The organism is Reichenbachiella sp. (genome assembly GCF_039944555.1).
In the GTDB taxonomy this organism is placed as follows: domain Bacteria; phylum Bacteroidota; class Bacteroidia; order Cytophagales; family Cyclobacteriaceae; genus Reichenbachiella.
The window spans coordinates 361,053-385,173 of sequence record NZ_JBDUYN010000007.1 but is presented as its reverse complement, the minus strand read 5'-3'; the positions used below and the strand labels follow the sequence as shown (position 1 = coordinate 385,173).

17 protein-coding genes are annotated in these 24,121 nt (G+C 40.2%); 4 read left to right on the top strand and 13 right to left on the bottom strand.

Going from position 1 to position 24,121, the window contains the following annotated elements:
* Positions 1-189 precede the first annotated feature (189 nt).
* From ABJD64_RS10215 to ABJD64_RS10205, 3 genes are all read right to left on the bottom strand, one after another.
* Positions 190-1,461, bottom strand: a complete 1,272-nt coding sequence (locus ABJD64_RS10215; protein WP_348178359.1) for a VWA domain-containing protein — start codon at positions 1,459-1,461, stop codon at positions 190-192.
* A gap of 380 nt (positions 1,462-1,841) precedes the next feature.
* Positions 1,842-2,474 (bottom strand): phospholipase D-like domain-containing protein, encoded by a 633-nt coding sequence (locus ABJD64_RS10210; protein ID WP_348178357.1) that lies wholly within the window; start codon positions 2,472-2,474, stop codon positions 1,842-1,844.
* Positions 2,475-2,501: 27 nt separating this feature from the next.
* Positions 2,502-3,398, bottom strand: a complete 897-nt coding sequence (locus ABJD64_RS10205) for an HNH endonuclease (protein WP_348178355.1) — start codon at positions 3,396-3,398, stop codon at positions 2,502-2,504.
* 148 nt (positions 3,399-3,546) lie between these two features.
* Between ABJD64_RS10205 and ABJD64_RS10200 the strand changes: the two genes are divergently transcribed.
* Positions 3,547-4,167, top strand: coding sequence for a JAB domain-containing protein (locus tag ABJD64_RS10200; RefSeq protein ID WP_348178353.1), 621 nt, complete (start codon positions 3,547-3,549; stop codon positions 4,165-4,167).
* Positions 4,168-4,371: 204 nt separating this feature from the next.
* Here ABJD64_RS10200 and ABJD64_RS10195 read toward each other — a convergent pair whose 3' ends face one another.
* The 3 genes from ABJD64_RS10195 to ABJD64_RS10185 all read right to left on the bottom strand — a co-directional run bounded on the left by ABJD64_RS10195 (position 4,372) and on the right by ABJD64_RS10185 (position 7,266).
* Positions 4,372-5,100 carry a DUF6261 family protein gene (locus ABJD64_RS10195; RefSeq protein WP_348178351.1) on the bottom strand — a complete coding sequence of 243 codons (729 nt, stop codon included), beginning with the start codon at positions 5,098-5,100 and terminating at the stop codon, positions 4,372-4,374.
* A 108-nt stretch (positions 5,101-5,208) separates the two neighbouring features.
* Positions 5,209-5,553: a hypothetical protein gene (locus ABJD64_RS10190; protein ID WP_348178349.1), complete on the bottom strand. Its 345-nt coding sequence runs from the start codon at positions 5,551-5,553 to the stop codon at positions 5,209-5,211.
* A gap of 420 nt (positions 5,554-5,973) precedes the next feature.
* Entirely contained in the window at positions 5,974-7,266 is a 1,293-nt protein-coding gene (locus tag ABJD64_RS10185) for a carboxypeptidase-like regulatory domain-containing protein (RefSeq protein ID WP_348178347.1), read from the bottom strand.
* Positions 7,267-7,358: 92 nt separating this feature from the next.
* On the opposite strand from ABJD64_RS10185, the gene ABJD64_RS10180 reads away from it, so the two are divergent.
* Both ABJD64_RS10180 and ABJD64_RS10175 read left to right on the top strand, forming a co-directional pair.
* Positions 7,359-7,697, top strand: a complete 339-nt coding sequence (locus ABJD64_RS10180; protein ID WP_348178345.1) for a PadR family transcriptional regulator — start codon at positions 7,359-7,361, stop codon at positions 7,695-7,697.
* Positions 7,694-10,324, top strand: coding sequence for an ABC transporter permease (locus tag ABJD64_RS10175; RefSeq protein WP_348178343.1), 2,631 nt, complete (start codon positions 7,694-7,696; stop codon positions 10,322-10,324). The genes ABJD64_RS10180 and ABJD64_RS10175 overlap by 4 nt, the downstream gene beginning before the upstream one ends.
* 284 nt (positions 10,325-10,608) lie before the next feature.
* Here ABJD64_RS10175 and ABJD64_RS10170 read toward each other — a convergent pair whose 3' ends face one another.
* From ABJD64_RS10170 to ABJD64_RS10140, 7 genes are all read right to left on the bottom strand, one after another.
* Positions 10,609-11,865, bottom strand: a complete 1,257-nt coding sequence (locus tag ABJD64_RS10170) for a ChbG/HpnK family deacetylase (protein ID WP_348178341.1) — start codon at positions 11,863-11,865, stop codon at positions 10,609-10,611.
* Positions 11,862-13,046 (bottom strand): hypothetical protein, encoded by a 1,185-nt coding sequence (locus tag ABJD64_RS10165; RefSeq protein ID WP_348178339.1) that lies wholly within the window; start codon positions 13,044-13,046, stop codon positions 11,862-11,864. Before ABJD64_RS10165 ends, ABJD64_RS10170 begins: the two co-directional genes overlap by 4 nt.
* Positions 13,047-13,192: 146 nt before the next feature.
* On the bottom strand, positions 13,193-15,043 hold the full coding sequence (locus tag ABJD64_RS10160) for a patatin-like phospholipase family protein (RefSeq protein ID WP_348178337.1): 1,851 nt from the start codon (positions 15,041-15,043) through the stop codon (positions 13,193-13,195).
* 514 nt (positions 15,044-15,557) lie between these two features.
* A complete protein-coding gene (locus ABJD64_RS10155) occupies positions 15,558-16,115 on the bottom strand; it encodes a hypothetical protein (protein ID WP_348178335.1) in 558 nt (185 codons plus the stop codon).
* Positions 16,116-17,015: 900 nt separating this feature from the next.
* Positions 17,016-18,299: a patatin-like phospholipase family protein gene (locus tag ABJD64_RS10150; RefSeq protein ID WP_348178333.1), complete on the bottom strand. Its 1,284-nt coding sequence runs from the start codon at positions 18,297-18,299 to the stop codon at positions 17,016-17,018.
* Between the two features lie 78 nt (positions 18,300-18,377).
* Complete coding sequence (locus ABJD64_RS10145) at positions 18,378-20,771, bottom strand: MBL fold metallo-hydrolase (RefSeq protein WP_348178331.1); 2,394 nt, start codon at positions 20,769-20,771, stop codon at positions 18,378-18,380.
* Positions 20,746-22,116, bottom strand: a complete 1,371-nt coding sequence (locus ABJD64_RS10140) for a PQQ-binding-like beta-propeller repeat protein (RefSeq protein WP_348178329.1) — start codon at positions 22,114-22,116, stop codon at positions 20,746-20,748. Before ABJD64_RS10140 ends, ABJD64_RS10145 begins: the two co-directional genes overlap by 26 nt.
* A gap of 173 nt (positions 22,117-22,289) precedes the next feature.
* Between ABJD64_RS10140 and ABJD64_RS10135 the strand changes: the two genes are divergently transcribed.
* Positions 22,290-23,981 carry a hypothetical protein gene (locus ABJD64_RS10135; protein WP_348178327.1) on the top strand — a complete coding sequence of 564 codons (1,692 nt, stop codon included), beginning with the start codon at positions 22,290-22,292 and terminating at the stop codon, positions 23,979-23,981.
* The last annotated feature ends 140 nt before the right edge of the window (positions 23,982-24,121 follow it).

The window sequence follows — 24,121 nt, the reverse complement described above, 5'->3', positions numbered from 1 at the left end:
CGCACACAACAGCCTTGCCAGGCTTAATTATTCGTTATTTTGAAGTATTCCTAGGGCGAATTGTTTTCAAATACAGCATTCTCAGCAACTAGGATTATGCCTGTGATACACTTACTGGTCTGCACTTAGGCTGAGTTTCGACCATTCATTTTGTTTTTATCTTTTCTTTTTTGCCTAACGCTCCGGAGTTCATTTTGGTGACGCAAAAATTCTAAATCTGAAAGATTGCTTATCTACCCCGAGGATAGGTTGCGAACTTCTCGTGTAGCGAAGTTGATAGACGTTTACAACAGCTTTTTGAAACTTATCAAAAGTGTCACTCAATTCCTGAACATTAGTAGGGTAATTAGAATCGCCTGCATTCCCCGCTAGCGAATCTAGTGCAACTCTATTGATGGAATTGTTTCCATCTAAGCCGATAGTAAAGCTGGGAATGGGCTTTGTATCTGAATTTTCCAACCTATCAACTACGCTCCCAAGAGTAGCAATGTTAGAGAAATTGTCACGACCGTCGGTAAAGGTTATTATGATCTTACTGTCACCATGATTCGAGTTGTTCAATAGGGTTATGCCTTCGTCTATACCATCATATAGTTTTGTGAATTGTTCTTGATTTAGTCCATCGATGAATTGATTTGTTCCTGCCAGGTTATTTGATAATTGATTGGTATAAACATTTGATGCAAAACCAACTACCCCAACTAAAGGGTCTTGAGTTTGTTGTGTAATAAAGCTCACAAAGGACTTTGCATAGTCTTTTACTGTTGCAAAATCATTTCCGAGAGAATTACTTATATCCAGTACCAAAACCGCATCTATTGAAGTGATTTGGTTCAATAGTAGATTAAATTCAACATCCTTCACGAATTTATTCTCTAGTGTACTGAACTCTTCTGCTCGCAAACTGTCGATTGAATAGACTGTTTGGTTTTCATCATCTCTTTCGATTATTCTCAGGTCGTTGAAGAACATCCAAATACTATCGCTAAATGTTTGAAACTGAATGCTCTGAGAGTCAAACAGTATGCGATCATCTGATTCCGCAGCTAAGAACTCAATGTTAGGAGTATTACCAAAGTCATTCCAGAAATTGAATTGCAATAGAAATTCAAATGTGTATTGACACGAGTTATCATTGATGGTTGCCGCTGGATCATAGTTTACCGCCGCTGGATCATTACAACCTGCACATGTAGTATATTCACAACTCGAATCGGACTCCGTGGCGCTTGGATCATAATTACAAGCTGCATTATCAGTACAACCTACACATGAGGTGTATTCACATGTTCCATTATTGACAGTAGCTTGTGAGTTGTAGTTGCAAGCATCCCTATCAGTACAACCCCTAACATCCGATTGGGGTGTTGGATCAGGATCAGGGCCAGGCCCGCAGGATAGAAATAAAACATTTGCTATAATGGATAATGCTAGAAAGATTTTCTTTAGTATGGTATTCATATTTGGATAGATCTACAACCTCCGAATGTAATGAGGTCATTGCTTTAATGAAATACCTACGTTAGGGTATTTTCCGCACAGTGTTTAGACTTTTTCAATAAAAAATAGAACATAATAATGAAATAGTATTCCAATCTATTATTTGTAAAAGAAAATTTAAATCACATGCCTTTGCCATTCCTTCTATCCTTCCCTCCTGCCTAAAATGTCAAAAGAGTGCTCGTGACTACCAAGAATTAAGGTGAATGCTTCTAAGGATGGAAAAAAGGCCAAACCCTAAACTATTAATGCCAATCATCGAACCGAAGCTATATTAACATAACGCAGAGGATCAGATACTTCAAAATATTGATTAAACACTCCAAACATCTTGTACCTACCTAAGATGCCTTGAAACAATCATAACACAAAGGCCTGCTTATCGAAGTTGACTCCTTTTCGCCACAATTATGGCAGCAGTTTTCTTGGTAATTGTAGTTTTCATATTCATACCAAATCAGGTAGCAACTATAACAATACGGTTTATTACTATCTCTATCAATATTTGACCGACATCGGATACAAAAGCCACTGTCTCTTTCAGTATCAATAGACTGAGTGGAATGTTTGATTATGGTTTCGACGGACTTTTGAACTTTATCAAACATATCGTCTTTCTTGTCAATTAAAACACCCATTTCGTAGTTGTTGTCCTGAGAATACCCATAAAGATTCATAGAAGTCACTATGGCTTCAGAGTCATTGATATAGCATTTTGCATGAAGGTTTTTGTTTTCAATTTGAGTGATTTTGCTTCCCAATTTTGTTAACCAGTTTATATCATCATTGGCGTAATTAAGTTTGCGGTAAACGAAAACAATTTTGACATTTCTATTGATAGCCTCTTCGAAATAGCTGCGTAATTTGCGTCTAATGCTAAGATATGGACTTACAATATAGATGGTGTCTGTAGCATTCTCAATAATCCTTTTAATGCAAGCCGATATTTCCTCTGTTTCTAGAAATTTAATCATGAAATTAGGTTTGGTTTTGAACATCCTCTAAGCACTTCTAAATGCTTTATATCTGACATCCAGCCATTCTTTCCTGGGCTGGTGAATCTTGGTTTTGGGCAATCGCAGTTTCGTTTTATTGATTTCCTGAATGCCATGTTTTAACATTGGACCATCTACCTCATGTAGAATGTCCTCTCTCACTTCTATTTGATAATCAGGACTTATTCCAATAATGTTTTGATCGTACGCTGCGTGGTGAATTTTGCACAATGACAACCCATTCGATATTTCAGGAGAACCGCCCTGGCTATCCGGAATGATGTGAGCAGCATCTAGCAGCTCCCTGTGTTTCAAATGACACATGGCGCAATGATCCTTATAGGCAAGTAAAACACGCTCTCGAAAAGATCCTTGATGTAGACGAATGAGTACCTCTCTTGTAGCATATTTTCTACGGTAGATGGCTGCAGGTTCAGACAACATATTTTCATTTAGCAGCACTTCATTGCTTTCAGCCGATATTGTAAACTTTAGCTTATCCGGTTCATCTCCTACTACATATACTGGCCATGCTGCCATGTACTTGCCTTTTACGATCTGATGAAAGTATATTAATGGAATTGCATGCTGCATGGCATTTCGCAACCCAACGTTGTCTGGATGATTTACATCACTGCCCCTATAGCTGTAGGATAAAATATCTTCGCCTATAAACTCATCGGCGTACATGCTTTGCCGTACAGAAGTAATGGAGATTGGATAATCAGAAAATTGTCTGGGTTTCCAGATTCCTCTGGCTCCTATAAGTGTTACAATCTCGCCATAATATATAAATCCTTTTGAAAGCGCAGCCCAGTCCATTACATAATTATTGGCTGGAGTACATTGCTGTAACCAGTCAAAAATGGCGAGCCTAAGCTTATGGGATTCAATATCTTCCATAAATAGAGTTATTATCAGTAAGTTATCACATGATTTGGACCAACACAATGAACATCGTAATAAATAGATATCATCAATTGGCGCCATAGCCGTCCAAAAAATGACTTCACTACCTCCCTCATAAAATTCTATATGTATATTTGAAAACATGAACGTAAGGCTAGCCAAAGACCAAAAAATCAAGGTTCTCAACACACAGGACATCTGGCAAGTGATGCAGCAGGTCCTGTTGCGTGAAAATAAAATCAGACGAAACCAGGAGCATTTTTGGATAGTGGGCCTGGACAATAGTCAGAAGATCTTGTTTATAGAACTGATTGGTCTGGGTGCGGTCAACCGTGTGAATGCCAACCCGCCCGACGTATTCCGTATGGGTATCTACAAATTGGCTGTGCGTATGATCCTCGTACACAACCATCCCAGCGGTACCTTAGAATTATCGAATGATGACCTCAACTTCACGGATCGTATGATCAAAGTAGGTCAGCTGATCAATATCGAAGTGATAGACTACCTGGTGATCACCGAAGAACGCTACAAAAGCTTCGCTGACGAAGGACTGATAGAACAATTGCGCAAGTCCGGACTATACCAAATCGTGGATCGTGAAAAAGCAGAATTGCAACAATGGAAACTTGACTTAGAAAGGAAGAAAGCTGTACAAGAGAGCCATCTTGAAATTGCCAAAAAAATGAAGGCTGATGGTATTGATATCGATACCATTAAGAAATACACTGGGCTTAAGAAATGGGATATTAAGGGATTGTAAATTTCTTATTGTCGCCTAGATCAACCACGGTCCACTCCTGCTCTGCTCCAAAATGTCAAAAGAACTGTCGTAGAAACTGTACTGATCTAAAATACTACCTTAATTAAAATACAGCCAGCTTCGCTTTAACGGGTTATACAAACAAAAAACCCCATGCACCGAAGTGCACAGGGCCTGTCGGTTAATCTAAATGTTATTTTATATTCACACGGATAAATTCTCTGCCGATTCCGTAGATCGGGTTTTGCGTGCCCTGGCAGAAGACATGACTTGTGTGGTAATCACATTCAATTTTTCTACCAGCCCGGCATGCCTCTCAGGTTCAGTTTCATGCAGGATCGCAATCGCATTGAGTAGTGAGTTGACATGTGGTACGATCCGCCCTTTGGCTTCTTTCAAGGTGGGATAATCGAGACCGGCATCGGCACTCAATCTCTGATCATAGAGATCAGTGAAATCGGCCTGTGCTTGTTTCAGCTCTGAGTATACATCAAGTATGTTGAGTGTGGTGAGCGCTTCTTGGTATTCGACCTGATCGAACTCAGCAAAAAGTGCTTCTAGCTTCCCGGATTGGTCGGTATAGCCCAGATAGTAAAGTGTAGTTCCTGCCTTTTCGATCACATTCCACAATTTTTTATGAGCCTTTTGGAGATCCGCGTCTCTTCGACGCTTGTAGGCATCAACCAAATCGCGAAATCCAATAAAAATGTCGTCTCGAATGGCATCGGAGACAGCCACATCATCCACTAGTGCATTCTGACGGACCGCTGTTATCGCTTGATTGAGCTGGTTCAGATCCTCATTTAGCATGGCTGTGATCTTACCGATGAAAGGTTCGTCCGGTATGGTCTCCTGTATGGATTTCAAATACGCGTTGACAGTTTCTGCCAATTCGGCAGGTAGTAAAAGGCTTGTTCTTAAATTTTTAAGCATGAATGATAAAAGTTAGTTAGTTAAAAAAAAGTGTTTGTATAGTTTGTATTCGTATTGTGATCATGGTGCGTGCATTTCTATTCCTCGTTTATAAGTCTTTTTTTGACCCTAAAAGCATACTGATCGATCTGACAGAGGGAAGTGAAAACACAAGGATTTTAGTGTCCAGGCGCTTGGAGAGCCAAAAAATAAATTTTCTGCAGTAAACAGCGCTTGGGAAGCCGAGAAAATAAATTTCTCAGAGTAATCAGCACTTGGAAGGCCAAAAAAGAAATTTCCTGGCTTCCCAGGTGTTTGGAAGGCTAAAAAAGAAATTTTCTGGTCTCCCAGACCGTTGGAAGAGTAAAAAAATAAATTTTCCAGAGTAAACAGTACTTGGGAATTCAAAAAAGAAATTTCCGGGGATGCGCGGCGCCATGACGGAAGGATAGTTTCTTCCAGCGCAATCGCCATGATGTGCAATAGACATGTTTCGTTGGTTAGGTTGATCCACATTTATGCCTCACAAATGCACCTTAGGGCATTAAGTCTACCTATTCCGGTATGAAAATTTTGTGATTAGGACCTATACGTGCAAATGCCGTCTATTCTTCTGCAAACCAATTCTTCGAGATTCACAATGCCCGGCTACTTCCAATAGTAGTTTTAAAGCAGCTCATACGCTCAATTTTAGGTTGGATAAAAATGTCTGTAAAGGTAAGATTTATCCGAATACTATCGGAGAATGGAGTTATGACCCATCAGGGACAAGCCATTAGGTTTTTACTTTTATCATCGGTAGCCAACGATGCGGCAATCCGACAGGCAAATATCGGCATGCCCGGCATTTTTCCATGCCAACGCTGTGTAAATTCTATTTAACATAATTAAAATCTACTCTCCCTTTTTAGCCCTTTCCCGAAACTGAGTTTCCAGGTCTATTTCTTTACTCAGACCAGCTTCTATTTGCTCGTTTAAAGGAAACTCGGTGATCAGGTCATAATTTTTCCAAAAGGTTTCATTATACGGTATTACCTTAGGGTCTGTTCTTCCTTTAGGCTTCAACAATCTCTTTTTAGAGGGTCTTTCCACATTATCTAAAATCACATTCGAAAACATCATTTCGAATTGTGCGCCCCAGTCACAAAGGTCCTCTTTTGATTCAGAATTGAAGATAATTCCACTCATGAACCAATTAGTATATTTAAGAATGTATAAACCGTTCTGCTCTTCAAATTGAACAGATTTAGCTACACGTTTGACTTTAAAACTTAGTGAATCCTTGGTTAGTCCGATTGTAGAGCCTTTGTACAAGGCAGGATTCCAATCTTCACCTTCAGGTGTATCAATCTCATAATCCACTTTGATTAGTGCATAGGTGTCTACATCAATGTACATTCGGTTATTTGGCCTCATTGGACCATGGTCTTTACCTGTTATTATCACATAGACTAATCGGTCATTGAGCGTGGTATAATTTTCAAGATGGTAAGTATTTCTTGAAATATTCAAAGAAAAGGATTTCAAAAGAACATCATTGATGTGTCCAAGAGCAACAAAGGGATTTCGGTTACTCTCTAGCGGTTGTACCATATATTGATCTACTTTATTAGAGGCTCTCATTTCATTGAGATAAATTTTTTCAGGATAACCCACTTTTGATTTGGAATTATACCCTCTGCCATATAGGTCAAAATTTGCTTCATAAAGAGAAACATATTGGTCGCATTCCATTTTATGAGCTCTGGTAAAACCGTTTAATAGATAAGGTCTAGTTGGGTAATTATTGGGAATATTTTCAATCACTTTCTCTACGATCTCTTTTGCTGTCAATTCCTTATCACTCACAACTAATTCATTGAGCATTACAATATCTTCTAGCATGGTAATGGTCAAATTAGATGGATTAGGAATGCGATTAATGGCGAGCTTATACGTTTTGTACCCCAGCATAGAAATTATCAGCGTATCATTCTCACTAGAATTTGAGATATTAAAATTAAACTCTCCTAGAAAATTGGAAACTGCTCCCCTGCTTCTGCCGGCCAAATTGATCGTCGCGAAAGCAAGTGGTTCTTTGGTCTCTTGATCAACTACCTGTCCTTTAATATTGATGAAATCTTGTGCTTGAATACTGAAGCAAGAAATTAAGAAGCAATAAATGGATAGATGTAATCGGCTCTTCATAACAAAAAAGGTGTTCTCATTTTATTTCTAATGCAAAAGTAAAACTAATTATTTTATTTACTTTTGCATATCTAATGCTACATAAATTAAGAATGGGAACTAAGGGAAATCATTTGGGTGAATTTGAAGAACTCGTATTGGTGGCTGTGGCTTCACTTACGAGCGAAGCTTATGGTGTATCAGTCATGAAATACTTGAGTGAAGAAGCTAAAAGAAGTGTAAATATTAGCGCCATCCATCAAGGTCTAAAACGCTTAGAAAGCAAAGGTCTGGTTACGTCGCATGTTGGTGGAGCGACAAAGGTACGTGGGGGTCGAAGCAAACGCTACTTTGAATTGACAGAGACAGGACAATACACGCTCAAAGAAATAATGGAACTCAAAATTCAATTGTATAACAAAGTACCTAATTTCTCAATTAAGTTGACATGATCAATCCTCAACCACCCAATTGGATAGAACGTTTTTTGAATTGGTACTGTGCGCCAGAATTGCTTGATGAAATACAAGGAGATGCCCATGAGCTATATACAGAAAGACTAGAAGAGCATGGCAAGTTAAAAGCTGACATCAGGTATATCTATGACATTATCAGGTTCTGTCGATTGTCAAATATGAAAAGGTCCAGCAACATACGCAAACCAGATAGTTGGGATATTTTGGTTCATTCCACTTTGAAAATCGCTACTAGAAATGTACGCCGCAACAAATTGCTCTTTTCTGTAAAGATGCTGAGTTTATCGCTCTGTTTGGCATTTTCTCTTTTGTTAGCAGTTTTTGTTCTTCAGGAGTACTCCTACGATCAACACATTGCAGATCATCAATCTATCTATAGGATTGGTACTAAAACAACCACCTTGGGGGCAATTGATGAATTTGCGAATGCCCCAGGATTATTATCAGAGGCACTTGAGGAGATACCCGAAATTCAATATGCCACGAGAGTGACTCTATGGGGTGACTTGATGCACGTGTTTACCGTGGATGAAATATCCTATACTCAGGAAGTAGGAATGATAGTTCAAGAGGAATTTGCAAGAATGTTCAACCTCCAATTTATTCAAGGAAATAGTGAATCTTTGAATGAACCAGATAACATAGTTTTGACTGAATCAACTGCTAAAAAATTCTTTGGGGATGAAAATCCGGTTGGCAAAATAATCACACTGAACAATGGGTTTTGGTTAGATGTCGCTGGTGTCATTGAAGATCCTTTGCCAACTTCTCATTTGAAATTTGATCTTTTGGTTTCACGCAATTCGTTTGATGTACAACCTACTTGGGACGAATTAGATGGGTATACATATTGCAAGATTAGACCCGGAGTTAGTGCAGAAGTAGTTGAATCCAAAATTATTCAAGTTTATGATGACCATCTACTGGAGATTACCAAACACTTAGACATTAATGAGAATGATTCCTTTGCCCCTATTTTTCAAAATATCACAAGCATTCATCTCAATAATGGGCTGAAAAATGACTCAGCAGTTACACGTGATGTAGTCAATCTTCATTTTCTGGTTATCCTGTCAGTTGTGTTTTTCTTTAGTGGCTTTATCAATTTCCTAAACTTGACCATAGCAGACATCACTTCCCATTTGAAGCAAACTAGCGTGTTGCAAATCATGGGTGGCTCCTCTTCAGGAATCGCTCAATCCATTTTGGCCAATACCCTTTTAGGTATAGTGGTTCTGATACCACTGACTTCCCTTCTCTTTATCCTTGGCATCAACGCTACCGAAACTTTTTTGGGTATAACCATAGCACCATCTAGTTTGATTTCAATGCCCTTCTTGCTGCTGCTGGGTATGTTTTTATCCGCATACCTGCTTTCATCAAAAATTTGCTCCTTGTTAATTTCTAAATCATTTAATCTCCTGGTTGCGCTCAAAGGAAAATTAGGAACACAATTCTCTAGAATGGGTGTCAGGGAGTCTTTACTCACCTTACAGCTTTCTTTTTCTATTATGATTATCGGATTAATCTTGATTATGGTTGATCAATTTGATTTCATCAGTAAGGCTGATAATGGGTATGAAGACAAACAAACACTCGTCATCAGGACACCTGTTACTAGTTTTGTTTCAGGAATATCCACGTTCGAAGAATCTTTGAGAAAACTCAATGGGGTTCAAAAGGTGAGTATGAGCTCATTAGATATGGACTCAGAATCAGACGATAGATATTTTAGCGAAATTGAAACGAATGACGGAATGAAAAATGGTTACTTCAATCATCACAGCTGGGGTTTTGAATTTCTAGATTTACTTAAAATTGAATTAGTTGAAGGTAGAAGTTTTGATCGGTCCAGAGGTACGGACCAAAGCGGGAAGGTTTTTTTAATCAATGAAAGTGCTATAGAAGTATATGGATGGAAAGATCCAATTGGTAAAAAAGTATATGTTGAAGAAGATAAATTAAGTTATGGTCATGTGATTGGAGTAGTTAAGGACTTTAGAACAACATCCATGTACAAAGAGATTGAACCTCTGATCGTTGGCCTCACAAACGACAAATCATGGAATGAACACGTCTATGTCAAACTCGATGCTATTCACTCTTCTAATTTGATTGCTGAAATCGAAGAGATCTATTTTAAACATTTTGAAGACGTACCATTGAGTTGGGAATACTTGGATTCAAAGTTGGCTAATCTTTATTACCAGGATACTCAGCTCAGAGATATATTCAAGATTGGTTTGCTCATTTCTCTTATGGTATCTTGTTTAGGCATATTTAGCATCTCTGCATTGATGCTTATTTTGAAGGCTAAGGAAATGAGTATCCGCAAAGTAGTTGGTGCACGATCATATGACCTCTTCTATTTGCACATCAGTAACTTTATAAAATTCACCTTATTAGCTGCGATCTGTTCAAGTCCTATTATTTATTACCTATCGAACTACTGGCTCAATAATTTTGCTTATCGTATTGATTTAAATGTTTGGTATTTCATCGTTCCTTGTTTGATAACATTATTTATCATTTTGGTCACTTCGGGTGTTCATGGTCTTCGTAGTTCAAAAATTGATCTGCTCAAAACATTGAAAGAAGGGTAAGAATTAAATATGAAATACTGGATGACATTACCGCACACATTTGCCATTCCCTTAACCTTCCCTCCTGCCAAAAATGTCAAAAGAGCCGTCGTGGAACAGTACTCGTGACCACTCAGAAATAATGTGCATATTTTTCAGGAAGAAAAAGGCCTTTTCCTAAACTATTAATGCCAACCTTTGAACCGAAGCTATGTTAACATAACACGATAACATTGTATAACAAATCAGTTATTTATTACTGCTGCGCAAGTTGACGCATATCTCTTTGGAATTTTTGGCCGAGTTCACGGTTCCATAAACCTAATCTCTGGATGCTTTTCGGTGTTCCATGGTGAGCATTCTTGTAATGACAAATATTCCGCCAATCTGCCATCGAAGTGGCTTACGTTTATACCTGGATAATCTGTCTTTAGCATCTTCTTATATTTCTTCTTAAACCATCTCTGCTTACGTGGCTTCTCTTTCAAAAGGTGAATCACTAGTTCCCTGTAGTTATCATCGCTCACCAGGAAGTTTTCCATCCATTCTTTGAGCTTATTTTGTTTCTTAATGATTTGATTTGGGTAGTTCGCCGCAATAAAAGGAATATCAGGACCGTAGTGGTCTACCATCGTATTTTGAGGATCTTTTATTCCCTCTCTTCTGCCCAATGCATGTTCCCACTTATCCAGTCGTTTTATTGAGGGTAAATCTATCGTAAAAGGTATGTCGTAGAGAACTCTCTTTATCCTGGGTAAGAAGCGGTGTGTTCTCATCGGAATTCCTTTTTTATTGGTCCAATCCAGTGCATATTCAAAAAGCTCTTGCGTAAATGTTAGCACGTCAAAATGGGATGTCAGGTGATCAGGTTCACGACCAAATACGTTTTTAAATTTATTGTATTGTTCATCTAGCTCATAATAGATAGCTTCCTTCACTTTCGGATCAGCAAGTCTATCTTCACTCATGAGGAAAGCACTTTTAAAAAAGCGTCCCTTGGTTATATGCTTGTACCCGTCTTTGGCATAAGGCTTACCAAACTTATAATTTACCGGACCACCGGAGTTCATTGTGAAATGTAAGCCAATATGTGTACTATCAAGTAGGTTTTGCTTGGATTCAGTGCCATTGACGCTCTTTCGTCTTTTAGCACTTAGTTTATCTACCAACCCATTCAGATAATAGGAAGAAGGATCATCAGGATCATCACCAGGGTGATTGACGAGTACAGCTATAGAGTTTATCCAGCCATTCTCCAATGCAGAAATAGCCCCTTGATCAATAATGTCCAAAATACCAATATCATCAGCAGTAACTAATATTTTCTTTTCAATATGCGTCACCTCAACAGGAGTGTATATTACCCCGCTCCACATAAACGTACCGTCTGTCAAGACATACCACTTATCGTTACCATTGTACACCTCACCAGTTACGGAGTGCAAAATCTGAATTTCTTCCCCAATATTTTTATAGCCTATTTGTTCAGCATGTATCGATGGGCGACCTTTTCTTATATTCTCCAGTTTGGATATTACCCCTTTGAACGGCGCGTTACTCATGCTACTGCATTTTTTGGATGATTATCTGATGTTTTACGGTTTGTCTCTTTTTCGCTTTCGGAAGAAGGAATCCTGAGAGAACTGCGAATCTTGACAAGCTTATTGAGTAAATCAAACCAGAAAGGAGCTCCTAATGACAATGCAAACGCTGTAATCAAGCATCCCAGAAAGTAAATACCTTTATTCCCACTCTTATTTTTCATAGAGCTGAATACCATGTTGTACTCCGAAATAGAGTTTTGCAAGGCTTCAGTATCTTTTGATAATTCGTTTACGTCTGAATATTGCTTAGACAAGTTCTCAGCATTGGTGACAAACATTTCCCGGATTCCATCATTCTCCATCAGCATCTCAGCAATTCCAATCGTATCTACACCAAACGCAAGTGCGATAATCAGCCCGACGACAAAGGTTAGATATTGAATTTTGCGCTTATACCATCCTCCGATTCTGTCCATTTGATCATTGAACCAATCTTCAATAAATAGTTTAAACCTTGCTACATCTCCAGAAGCTTGCTTCCAAAGAAATGCCAGTTGATACAGTGTTTCTTTCTCTATCGAAGGAATACCCACTACTTGATCTGAATCATTAAGAGAGTTCACTATGGTAATTGAGGTGTTTGCTCTTTCAAGAGCACCTTGCTGAACCTCAAGTTCAATCTTTAGTGCTTCTATTTCTTCAGAAGTGGCCTTCTTATCTTCCAGCTCCTTAATCTCATAATTCAATTCTTCAATATCAGCTTGCAATTCGGCTTTATCTTCCTCAAGCTCAGCTACATTGAACTCCGGACCTACTTTCAATGACGCTTTAATATTGTCTGAATCCTCCTGATATCCACCTTGTGATAAAATATCTATGATCACTGAGCCAAACCGTTCTGGTTTAATGTAAGAAGGTGCTTTGTTGATGCCGTTTCCACCTAAGTACTTAATAGATGGGTGTTTATAAAATGCATTCATAAGCTCACCTTTTGGCTTTGTATAAAAAAGGCCAACTATCGAAAATTTAAACCAACCCGCATCATCAGCTAACATGCGATTGATTCCTGCTAATAGGTTCTTAGCCCTGGAACCGAACAAAGCAGCAATAGACTCGACTATGGCTGTAGCCCACAAACTGTATAATAAGTAGATGAATATCAGACTGATGAATACATCTAATGCAATAAGTCCTGTCATGGTAATTTTAGTTTAATCTTATATAATCGTACTTACTGTCTTCAAAACTGCTCCACTGAAGTGTAACTAGTACATTGCAAGGTTTTATTCAGTTGTCAGCTTAATCAGGAACTATGATTGTAAATGGAGATCTGACTGGGATTCTATTATTTGAGCATTCCTCGGTCTTTTAGGTCTTTAAGGATAATCTTTTCTACCGCATCCGCTGACTCTGATGCCAGCATGTTCAGGATTCTCTTTTTTAATTTTGGCTTTAGCCATTTCAATGTCCAGTTCAGTTTTATTTTATCGATGAGCGGAGAGGTTAATAGCCCTGCCATCTCCCTTATCCTTTTTTTAACTTTTGGTTTGAGTGCGCGGATGTCATCATGGGTCATTTTGGGCATCTCTTTGACCGTATAGTCCCATGGATGAGCAATTTGTCCTTGTTGCTCTTCTATGAGAAGGTTCATGTCCGGAATAAGCGGTAAATGCGTTGATCCATCATCTTTTGTTATAAGGAACTTTTGACGTATGTCTTCCGTCCAAAAATCATCTGAATGCAACGGATGAATAATCTTGTTGTCAGGATCGTAAGGGACGCTCAGATGCTTTCTGATATAATTGCGGGCATTATTTCTTCCAAGAAAAAAGTCATGCTCCCGGAATCTATAATCTAAAAATCCACCAAAGGCCTGGAGAGATCCGCAAGCCAGCGGCTCGGTAACGATCTTACCTGCATCGTCGTATTTTACCGGATAGACCAAACCACGAAGCATGGCATTTCGCTCCTTTTGCTTCGGACTCATTGTGTCATCTTGCCCATCAAATTCAAAGAGCAACTTCATCTCTCTTCTTTTCACCTTTGCTTGATCCCAGAGCGTACCGATAATGCCTGGTGCCACACCTAGCAGATCCTCGGCGTGCTCATATTTATCTCTGTTGAACCAGAAATCAGGAAAAGGGTCGATCATCACGACTCCTTGCATCTGATACTTAGGGCCATTTTCTCCTTCCTGCCACAAAGTATTGCCAGTTGCCTGAATCAGACTTTGTACCTCAGCATACGGTTCATTATTGATAGCTCCTCCATCCACAGTATTGGATAGATAAGACTTCAAGGAGGTCTCATCCCACTCAATTTCATCTTTTATATCAGGGGATTGAAGGCTCATATCGTTCAGAATGAGACGACTTAGTATGTTTTTGAGATACTCAGGACTAAAATCTTGCCAATCAAACTCTCTGAACCTTAACCCTACAGGAAATGCTCCGGTTGCTTTTGCAGCGTTGATTAAATGATGTTTGCTTTTGTTTTGATATGGGTTGAGCCAGATGTACTCATCAGGATTTGTATTTTGTCCATCATTAAGATGAAAGTGTGAGAACAAGAAATGCTCATAAGTAGCATGGGCCGGAGGCTCATTCATCGACGGTACCCCTTGTTTAAACGGCACCTGTAGTGGTATCCCTCTTATCATAGAATGAGAGACCAGCATTTGTAGCTGACTGGAAATGTAAGGTGGAATTTTTGAAGAAGGATTTGTTCGTGAATCTCCCTCCAAGCTAAACGCCCTTTCTGCAATCCGATCAATAAATTCGCTATTAAGTAGCGAAAGGATTTTTTTATGTGTTTTCAGGTCTGTGATTGACAAAGCTTTTGCAAGTGTTGTCGCTTGTTGATCATCGTCAAGAATGATCCAACTGTCCCAAAATACATTGTCCTGTTTTTGATTAGTATCGTTGGGAATCCGAGTGACTGGTTTCACCTCTCCCTTAATGGCATAGAGACTCGACATGATAGTGGTCATCCCTCCAGCCGAGGTTCCTCCCATTGCATCAATAATAACTTTATGTTTTGGAACAAGAGATTGGTCCACTCCTTCTATTTCCCCATTTTTAGCTCTTTCCCATTTATCTAGTGCTTCGAACAAGTAGTCCATGACTCCTCCTGTATATGCACCGGCAGAAACAGCCCCGGCCATCGTAAGTCCTAAGTGAAATGTGTCATTTCTCATGCCTTGGCGATTTTTCTTCAATCTAAGTCTCTGAAAATCCAAGTTCAATACCCAATCTTGGGTATTTTTCAAATGACGGAAGGATTATTTAAAGATTGAATAAAGCTCTTTTAAGAACCGCACATTTGCCATTCCAAGAACCTCCCCTCGTGCCAGAAAAGGCAAAAGAGTGCTCGTTCCTGCTACAGATTGACGAGTACGTTTTTAGTTGACGTTAGAGGTCTTCCCTTAAACTATTAATCCCGTCTCGGAACCGAAGCTATATTAATATAACGCAGGTCATTATATAACACTTCTAGGGATTTCCCGTAATACGAACGCAGTGAGTATTTAGCCCGGCGTGGAACGTTAAAATCAGTTATCGCTACGCAGTACGATAACGGCAGATTTTATGGGGCGCGCCTAGTGTTAAGGGAAAATCCCGGCATCCCACAACCCTGTGATTATATAATTCTATATTATGCTAAATATTCAATGATGTCTCGTCCGTTAGTACTAGCGGGCAATGACTTATTTAGCATTTAGGACATCCCAGAAAGCAAATAAACAGACCACTTCCGATAATGGAAAGACCTACCAGAATACCATAAAACACCTTGATGCTATTTGATTGCCTGATTGCACTGGTAAAGCTTACTTCATCACTATAGAATGCTTTGTAGTCCGGATTGCCTTTTTGTTGTGCGCCGCTGTATCCGGAAGGGTCATAATATCTAAAGTTTGTAGCGACTATTTCATTTGGACCCGGGTCTTTTTTTATTTCGAATTCCACTTTTTCAGCGTTCAGCCATTTGCCTAAAACTCTTGCTCGATGTATGAACTTCAATTGATTTCTTTTCACTTCCACATCGAGTATGGCAAAGGTCATGGGTATCATGGTGATAAATATGGCGAAGGTCTTGTCGACCTCATTGTGCTTTGTCAGTTCTACCAAAAGCCACCAACAGCCGGTCCATAAAGTAAGGCACCAGGTTTTAATCTGGTTCATTTTTTGATCGAGGTTCGTGATTGTCGAGTTGATGACACGTATCTCCTCTAGCGTGACTTCATATCTCAGTTTATCTCTATCCATTTACGGTCTGGTTGGTTATCGGTCATAGTTAATTCGAAAACGGTTTATTGATAGGTCAACTAAAGAGAACAGGAGAATAGACTTCATCTGGTTAGGCTTTAATGAGTCCTCAAAGGGCTGCTTGTACAATTTAGCCATTGTATGCCTAAGAGTCAAATATCCTTAAAGTATTCCTTGAAGCATTGATATGAATTCGTTTTAAAGAAGGTGCACTCTCCTACGTATTGTCCTTATGGTTGAAGGATAAACCTTTTGGTGCATTATGTTCGAGTAGTACAAAAGCAACCACGTTCGTTTTCCTTTCATATTCACTTACATTCAAATTTCTCTTACTTTTCCGATAGCAAGGGCAATACCTTTTTTACATTCAATATCCTCTCTCGAGCACAGCCAGAACCTAAACATACGTACGACGTAAAACAATTTCCTTTATTGACAAAATCTTTTCCTCCCCCGAGGAATATTCCAATAATACGATGAGTACTTCTATCTAAGCGCATTAAGTCTACCTATTCCGGTATTAAAATTTTGTGATAAGGACTCGCCGCCCCAAACTCAAGAGAATCTCAGGCAAAACTTGTCGTTTAAAATTTTGTTATTCGGGTGATTCTCTCAGGCTTTAGTATTTTGCCTGTGATACACTTGCAGGTCAACGACTTGTTCGGTTCACAACACAAGCAACCATTTAGCACGTCATTGAGAGGAACCTTTTGCAGAGCATTGGTGACGTGGCAATCCCTCCCCCCTTGGATTAGGGATTTTTTTTCGTCGCTTCGATGAATGGCACTACACTTCGACTGGCTCAGTGTGACCGGGTTAAATGGGTCAATGATTATTACAAATGCAATCTTACTCAAAAACAGGTATGTGACGATCACTTAAACATGTGGGAAGTTGAGTCTACCCAACCAAGCTTGGGCAATACAATCTTACCTGTAACTCTGTCATTACATAAGCATGATTGATCAGCGCTTTTTGTTTGGCTTGATTGATTGGTACCAGGTTGGTACCCACACTGCGGGCCAGCTTGGTTTGGACGTCATCGTTGGCCGTTTTGACAATAGCTTCATAGTCAATGGATTGCTTCAGCTTGGCCGTCATTTCCATACGATCTTTTCGTTCAATGTCTGCTTCGGTTATTTTGTGGGACTTCCAGACATGATCCAAAACATTGCCGTCTAGTACCGAGTCAATGAATTTATCAATAGAATGTTCCGGACTCCAACTCAGCGCCTGGTAAGCGATCTCCCGTTGTTTGTTTTCGATGCTGTCATATAAAAGCTCCATCACTTGTAAGTTCCTGATTCGTGTCATAAAGACATCACTGACGCGAATGAGCAGGGAGAGCACATTTCTGTAGGTATTCTTGAAGGGCATGTCGTTTCCGGCATCGCTCACAATAATGATATTACACTTGTAGCGGCTTTTGGAATGGGTCAGTCGATGTATGCCCTGGTTGTCGTATACCCCTCCGTCTACCAACCGGGGAACGGCATCCTTGTAGCCGGACTCGGGTTTGAAGAAGCGCTTCTTGATCCTGACGGGGCTAAAAGCAAACGGAACGCAGGTAGAGGCCGCAACGGCCCGCGCAATGGGAAAGTCTTTATGTTTGAAGGTAATGCTCTTATCCCCTTCTCGATACCGATAGACTGTATCTCCCATTTGGTCGGTAGCGAAAACGAAAGGGTTACCCGTTTCCATATTGGTGGAGTTCATGACCAATTCGGGGCTTGAAGGCAGGTCTTTAAGCTGTGATCTGCCAACAAAAAAATCCTTGTAACTCTTTTCATTTCGTTGGCTAAACGGCAAGATCTGGTATTGAAAGAATCCCATGATCAGAAAGAGTACCGTCGTCGTACCCATGAGGGCATAGGCATTTAAATACCTCCACAAAAACCAGGTAGACAACCCGTAAACCAGAAGCACAATGACCAGCCTTGGCACTAGCCGGAAGATCATATTTTTGGACAGCCCCTTTAACATTTGATTTTCAAATGACTTCCAATCACCCTTATTCAGACAATAAGTAGCGGCGGTAATAGAGCCCCCAGAGTTAGATGAAATAACGTCTATCTTATCCAGGATATCCATCTCTCGCAATTTGCGAAGGGTTCCCATATGATAGGCAGCGGCTCGATAGCCACCTCCGGATAAGCATAGGCCAATTTTTTGTTTGTTTATCATAGTGGTAAAGATCAACTTAAGGTTCTTATGGTCTGAATAAAATTTCTTCTAATGTTTTCATATGCCTGACTGCCTGTTTTATGCCCATTGATCGTCATAGGTCCAGACGATGTCATAGTGCTTAGAAATAAATCTATAATGACCCGCTGTGTCAAGAAATATGATTTTTATGTTCTTACCGCGGGCATACCTTTTTAAGAAGTCTTCTAACCGGGTACGGTTCTGTCTCGCCGCAAGTGGCGGAGTGGTAATCACAATCACCTGGGGAGACACCCGATTCAGAAATTCAACCAGGTAATTTTCCATCACCAAGTTTGACGGAGACCAATGATGATGTGGCCATTGCAGTATGGTGCTTTTTAGGCTGAACCAGTCAGCGATCTCCCTATTCTTTTGTTCAACAAACACTTGAAGCTTAGTCTCTAGTTCATTAATCTTTTGGGCATGCTCATATTGCTTGGACAAGGATTCGCTTACCGTCCGATCTAAGCTTGAATTACTTTCCATAAATCGCTGAATCATAGCTGTATTGGATTGCATACTTTTCAGTTCTTTTTTAAGCATTTCTATTTCCCGAATCCTGGTGCTTACTTCGTCTTGAGTTTCCTTCAGTAAGTCTACATGGCCCCCAACCGATAGATCATGTGCGTCTATCAATTTCTTCAGTGGCGATAATCCCAGGTCACCAAGATTTAAATGGGAAACACCGTTGTATTTAATCTTAGAGCAAATAGAATGATCATTGGTGGTTCGCATGCCTGTAAGTTGGAATGTCTGGAAGTCAATGTCGCTGGAAACGCCATACCTGCCACGCTCCACCGGACCAAGGTCAGCAGCTTTTGCATGCGCCAAATTATCTGCTGTCTTGGAAAACTTTAGGTATTGGTCATTGACCATACTTTTATGATAAGACCCCAGAAGAGAGGTACTGGAAATTTTATCCATTTTTTTAGAAACTATAGCACTGTGGGCTTTGGGAAAGAGTACCTCAATGACATCTTCGTTGGCTATCAGGTAATCCAATCCACCGAAATGATCTGCATCCGGATGTGTGATTAGAATTCTTAATTTTTGTTTTTCGCCATAATGTTTACTGATGAAGCTGGAAAGATTCTTGGCATCTTTAATCTTGCCCCCGGTATCAACGACATAAACTTCATTATTGGTCCCTTTGATTACTGTAGAACTACCACCGCCTTCAAGGGCGATATAGTTGATATCCATTCTCTTCGGGCCTAACTTTTTCTTTTCAATGACGGTCAGGTCGGACTTCTTATAAGCCTCAGCAAAAGATTGATTTTCAGGTCTAAATGGCTTGGTAAGTCTGTATTCTGCTTTTTTTATAAGTCTAGCCCGCTCGTTGATGAACTCCTTTCTTTGAGCGGTTGATAGTTTACCATGAGTTTTGGTAATCAGCGATTCCAGTTTAGTGGATAGCTCCCTGCTATATTGGCCCCTGGGATAAATTCTTAAGTAGCTCCGAATCCCAGAAGCCGTTTTGGCCCTTTGATAATAGCTATACTCAAGCTGACTTCTTAATTTTTTGACCTCTGGAACAAAATGTGATGTGCCCAGTTGAGACGATTCTTTAATAAATTTTTTGTAGGATCGTTCTGTATTGCGGCTCTTCGCTTCATTAAACTTTTGCAGACGCTCGGGCCTTTGTCTTTCTTCAATCAGTCTTTGCTTTTCTTCAAGCTCATTCTTGCGCCTTCTAGCATCTGAAATATGTCGATTACCAGTATGCAACTTTTCCGACTCACTTATATAAGCTTCGTAACCATCTACGGTATTTAATTCCTTTGCACGCGTCCATCTTACTTCATCCCCACTTCGCCAAATATTATTTTGCTCTCTATAAAGCCTGGCTATATAAGGGTCCATATCATCTCTCGGCCTCAAAATCCTTTCTAAGGGTGTCGTTCTTCTGATAGTGGGTGAGTAACTTCTTTCCCAGTTATTCTTCGGAATCTTAAAAACCTTTTCTTCTGTGAGGTTTAAGTGATCTTTTAACTCACTGTCCGAATAACCCTTATATTTTTCAGATTTTAAGATACTTCCATCTTCGAACTTAACTCCAAGCACCTTTTCTTTGTTGTACTTCCCTCCAGTAAAGGAAATGTCCAATAAAAGGTAGCTGCCCGAGCCTTCTATCTTAATGCCTTTACCTAAGTAATCAGACAGACTGACACCTTTATAAACTTGCTTCTCTGTAAGAATGGTTAAATGCGTGGTTGCTAAACTTTGCGTAAAAACATCTTTGGTCATTGGTGTTTTGGCACGCTCATCCAAACAAAACGCCGGCACCGCGATTTTTCCTTTGCTATTTAATATGCCCATGGCCCCAGGCTTTATCATCATGGGCTGAAACTGGGCCTGAAGCTGAAAACTCAGTAAAGCCAATAGTAGACATAGACTAACACTTACCCTTGCGTATGGCATGCACTTACTTGATTTTGTGAATTTGTCCATTGCTTGTGGTATAAAATAGTTGCTCGTTATGGTATGATATACCAGAAGTGATTTGAGCATTTTTGAGGTTGAATTTTTTAGTTCTTCTATGACGATAAGGTTGGTACAGGATTTTAATTCCCTTGTCGAAACAGGGAATGTACAGCGTGTCATTCACAACACACATGTCTGATAGAATTTGACAGTTAAATTCCAACCTGCGCATGATCTGCTTGCCTGATCCAGGGTCAACAAAATAAATCGCACCTTTTGCTGTCGAAACGATCAGGGTATGATCAGAAATCAGCATACTCGACAATTGCTTACCGGATAAATCTATTACCAGCCTGTTATTACCTGATCTGCTCAGGCAATACACAAGCCCATTCTTGGTAGCATACAACAGGTTGCCCTTGTAGAGCACAGGGTCTAGGTTGATTTTTTGACCAATGGAATACTTCCAGTCTAAGCTGTAGTTATCAGCCATATCTTTGCATTCTATTGATCCTTCTTCCGAAACGATGAGCATTCTGTTTCGATGAATCAAAAGACTTTTGATATTTATCAATGCTGTCGGTATGGTGTCTAACGGCAGTCCTTTTTTGAATCGAAGAATGTTTCCGTTGCACGCCACAAAAACTGTCTCCCGAAATTTTACAGGGCTTGATAGGACCCCTCCACAGTGCTCATAGTTATAGGCAACATTTCCATTGGAAGCATGGACAAACAGCAAACCATCTTCGGAAGTGGTTACTACCAAGTATTTATCGTCGAATATCATTCGGCCGGTTGACGGAGACTTCAGATTGGTCATCCAGGTGGTGCTCGAAGACGTCAAATCAAACTTCACGAGTTCGCCACTATAGCTACTCAGATAGACTTTCCCTTCTTTCACCAAAGGAGGATTTGAAAATAGCAATGACTGATCTATATCTATTGGGACCTTTGCTTCATTCAGAGGATTGTTTTGGCGAAAGACATTATTCAAGGTGACATTGTGTCTATCCTGTGATGTCAACGTTTGGTTATACACAACTGCTATTGGAGCTATCAATACAAGTGTAACAAACAGAACACCATAGCCTACCCGCCATAGCCTTGAATAAGATCTTACCGGCCTGGCTATTTGAACCGGCTCTTTCCGGACTGGTTCTTTCTGGTCTGACTTTTCAGAAGGAGGAGGTTCTGATGGTTCCAGTGGTTCTGTTCTTGGTAGCTTTTCTAAGGTCTCTTTAATTATTCCGTCTATGGAGAAATACTGATGTGCGCATTCCGGGCACTTAAATTTAATGACCCTGTCCTTTATGGGGTACCTTAGTTTGTGACCACATTGCCAACAACTGAAGATTTTTACGTTAGGGTCCAAAGGATTTGTAGGTTATTGTCGGTTTAAAGTATTAGCTTAATGATTAAATTAAGTCATTTCAAGACCAATTTCAATTCGTACGGACACATTCTCATAATACTTGAAATTGTACCGACCCAATTCCAGATAAACTGATTAAATTTCTAACTTAGGTCAGCAAAACAACCAGTCCATTGAAACGATTCGCCTACCTCCATCTTCTTTTCCTGACGCTCACTATCGGCTTTGCGCACGTTGTTGCCGGACAGAATGATACGACCAGATTCAACGAGCTTCGACAACTGCTCCCTGATGTCATAGAATCGAATATAGATTCAGCCGACTGGTATTTGGAAGAAATGCTCGCACTGGCAGGCAGCATAGCCGATGACAAGTATTTGGCATCGGCCTATGAATGGCATGGAAATCTATATTTTGCCAAAAGCAGCTATGATACGGCCACTTACTACTATGACCTAGCCAAGAATTTATATCTGCAGCAAGGGGAAGAAATCATAGCCCTAGAAATAGACACCCATTTGGCGGCCCTGGATTTTGACAAAAGTGATTATGAAAAGGCCATTACCCGTTTGGAGACCGTACTGTCTGCACTCGATGGAAACGACGACAACTATAGCATTAAAGCCAAAGCCTGCAATATCCTGGGCAACATCTACTCGGAAATGGAGCGGTATGAAACGTCTAATACCTACCTGCTGGAATCTGCCGAATACTTCAGCTTAGCTGCAGATTCGGTGAACGTTAGCCTGAGTTATATCACCCTGGCTTACAATCATATCGAACTGAAAAATTATGAACAAAGCCTGGCTTATGCCGAAAAGGGCTACCAGATGTCAAAAGCCATGAACTTCGTAAGATTGGTTGGCGCTTCGGTGTATATCATGGGCAAGGTGGCCCTACAACTCGATCGACTGGAGCAAGCCGAAGCCCAACTGACAGAGGCCTTGGATCTGGCCAGACAATCGGAGGATCCTGTACTGGTCGCCTATATACATGCCGAGTTGGCCAGGTTGTACATGCAATTGGGGCAATCGGAGCCATTTGCTACCCACATTGATCAGTTGGAATCCCTGGCTACGGACTACGGGCTTACTATACTGCTGAAAGATGCCTATGAGCTAAAGTCAGCCTGGCACGAAAAGTCCGGCACTTACGATGAGGCACTGAAGACCTATAAAGTGTACAAGACCCTCGCAGATAGCCTGTTCAACGAAAGAATGACGGCCCAGATCAATGAGATGACCACCAAATACAACACCGAGAAAAAAGAACGCGAAATAGAACAACTGAAGCACCAAGAGAAAATATCTAACCTCACCAAACTCCTGATGGTGGCCGCCATGGTAGCGCTAGTGATCATAGGTGCATTGATCTACAGTCGTCAGCAAAAGGCGAAGCAGCTGGCTCAATACAAATTGGAAAAGGCCCAACAGGAAATTGAATACCAGGAACAAGAATTGATGACCTTTACCCTTTCGCTGGCGCAAAAGAAAAATCTGCTCCATGATATTAAAGAAAGTGCCAAACCGGTCCGTCAGCTAGAAGATGCCAATTTGCAACTCAAAAAGATCAATAGCAGCATCAAAAATGGTTGGAACGTAGAAAAAGACTGGGAAGAATTCCGATCACGTTTCGAAAAAATACACGATACCTTCTTTTCTCAATTGATCAAGCTAGGCCCTACCCTAACCCCCTATGACCTGCGCATGTGTGCCTACCTCAAGCTTTCGCTTTCTTCCAAAGAGATTGCTGCTTTGCTCAACATCAAAGTCAGTTCGGTCGAAATACAACGAAGCAGACTGAGAAAAAAGCTGAATTTGACCCAGGATGAAAATCTGGGCACCTTCATTCTGAAGGTCTCCTGATCCGGCTTGATAGCTACCTGGTCTTGTGGGAATGAGTCTATTCATGGATAATTAAGCCATGTGATGACCAATTTTCACCCCTCAACACCAGCTGTGTCTAAACAAAAAAGCAAAAAAATTGGTGGGCGAACGGAATCCCT

Coding starts and splice junctions, on each gene's coding strand:
- ABJD64_RS10215 (WP_348178359.1), bottom strand. CDS start 1,461: ATGAATACCATACTAAAGAAAATCTTTCTAGCATTATCCATTATAGCA.
- ABJD64_RS10210 (WP_348178357.1), bottom strand. CDS start 2,474: ATGATTAAATTTCTAGAAACAGAGGAAATATCGGCTTGCATTAAAAGG.
- ABJD64_RS10205 (WP_348178355.1), bottom strand. CDS start 3,398: ATGGAAGATATTGAATCCCATAAGCTTAGGCTCGCCATTTTTGACTGG.
- ABJD64_RS10200 (WP_348178353.1), top strand. CDS start 3,547: ATGAACGTAAGGCTAGCCAAAGACCAAAAAATCAAGGTTCTCAACACA.
- ABJD64_RS10195 (WP_348178351.1), bottom strand. CDS start 5,100: ATGCTTAAAAATTTAAGAACAAGCCTTTTACTACCTGCCGAATTGGCA.
- ABJD64_RS10190 (WP_348178349.1), bottom strand. CDS start 5,553: ATGGCGATTGCGCTGGAAGAAACTATCCTTCCGTCATGGCGCCGCGCA.
- ABJD64_RS10185 (WP_348178347.1), bottom strand. CDS start 7,266: ATGAAGAGCCGATTACATCTATCCATTTATTGCTTCTTAATTTCTTGC.
- ABJD64_RS10180 (WP_348178345.1), top strand. CDS start 7,359: ATGGGAACTAAGGGAAATCATTTGGGTGAATTTGAAGAACTCGTATTG.
- ABJD64_RS10175 (WP_348178343.1), top strand. CDS start 7,694: ATGATCAATCCTCAACCACCCAATTGGATAGAACGTTTTTTGAATTGG.
- ABJD64_RS10170 (WP_348178341.1), bottom strand. CDS start 11,865: ATGAGTAACGCGCCGTTCAAAGGGGTAATATCCAAACTGGAGAATATA.
- ABJD64_RS10165 (WP_348178339.1), bottom strand. CDS start 13,046: ATGACAGGACTTATTGCATTAGATGTATTCATCAGTCTGATATTCATC.
- ABJD64_RS10160 (WP_348178337.1), bottom strand. CDS start 15,043: ATGAGAAATGACACATTTCACTTAGGACTTACGATGGCCGGGGCTGTT.
- ABJD64_RS10155 (WP_348178335.1), bottom strand. CDS start 16,115: ATGGATAGAGATAAACTGAGATATGAAGTCACGCTAGAGGAGATACGT.
- ABJD64_RS10150 (WP_348178333.1), bottom strand. CDS start 18,299: ATGATAAACAAACAAAAAATTGGCCTATGCTTATCCGGAGGTGGCTAT.
- ABJD64_RS10145 (WP_348178331.1), bottom strand. CDS start 20,771: ATGGACAAATTCACAAAATCAAGTAAGTGCATGCCATACGCAAGGGTA.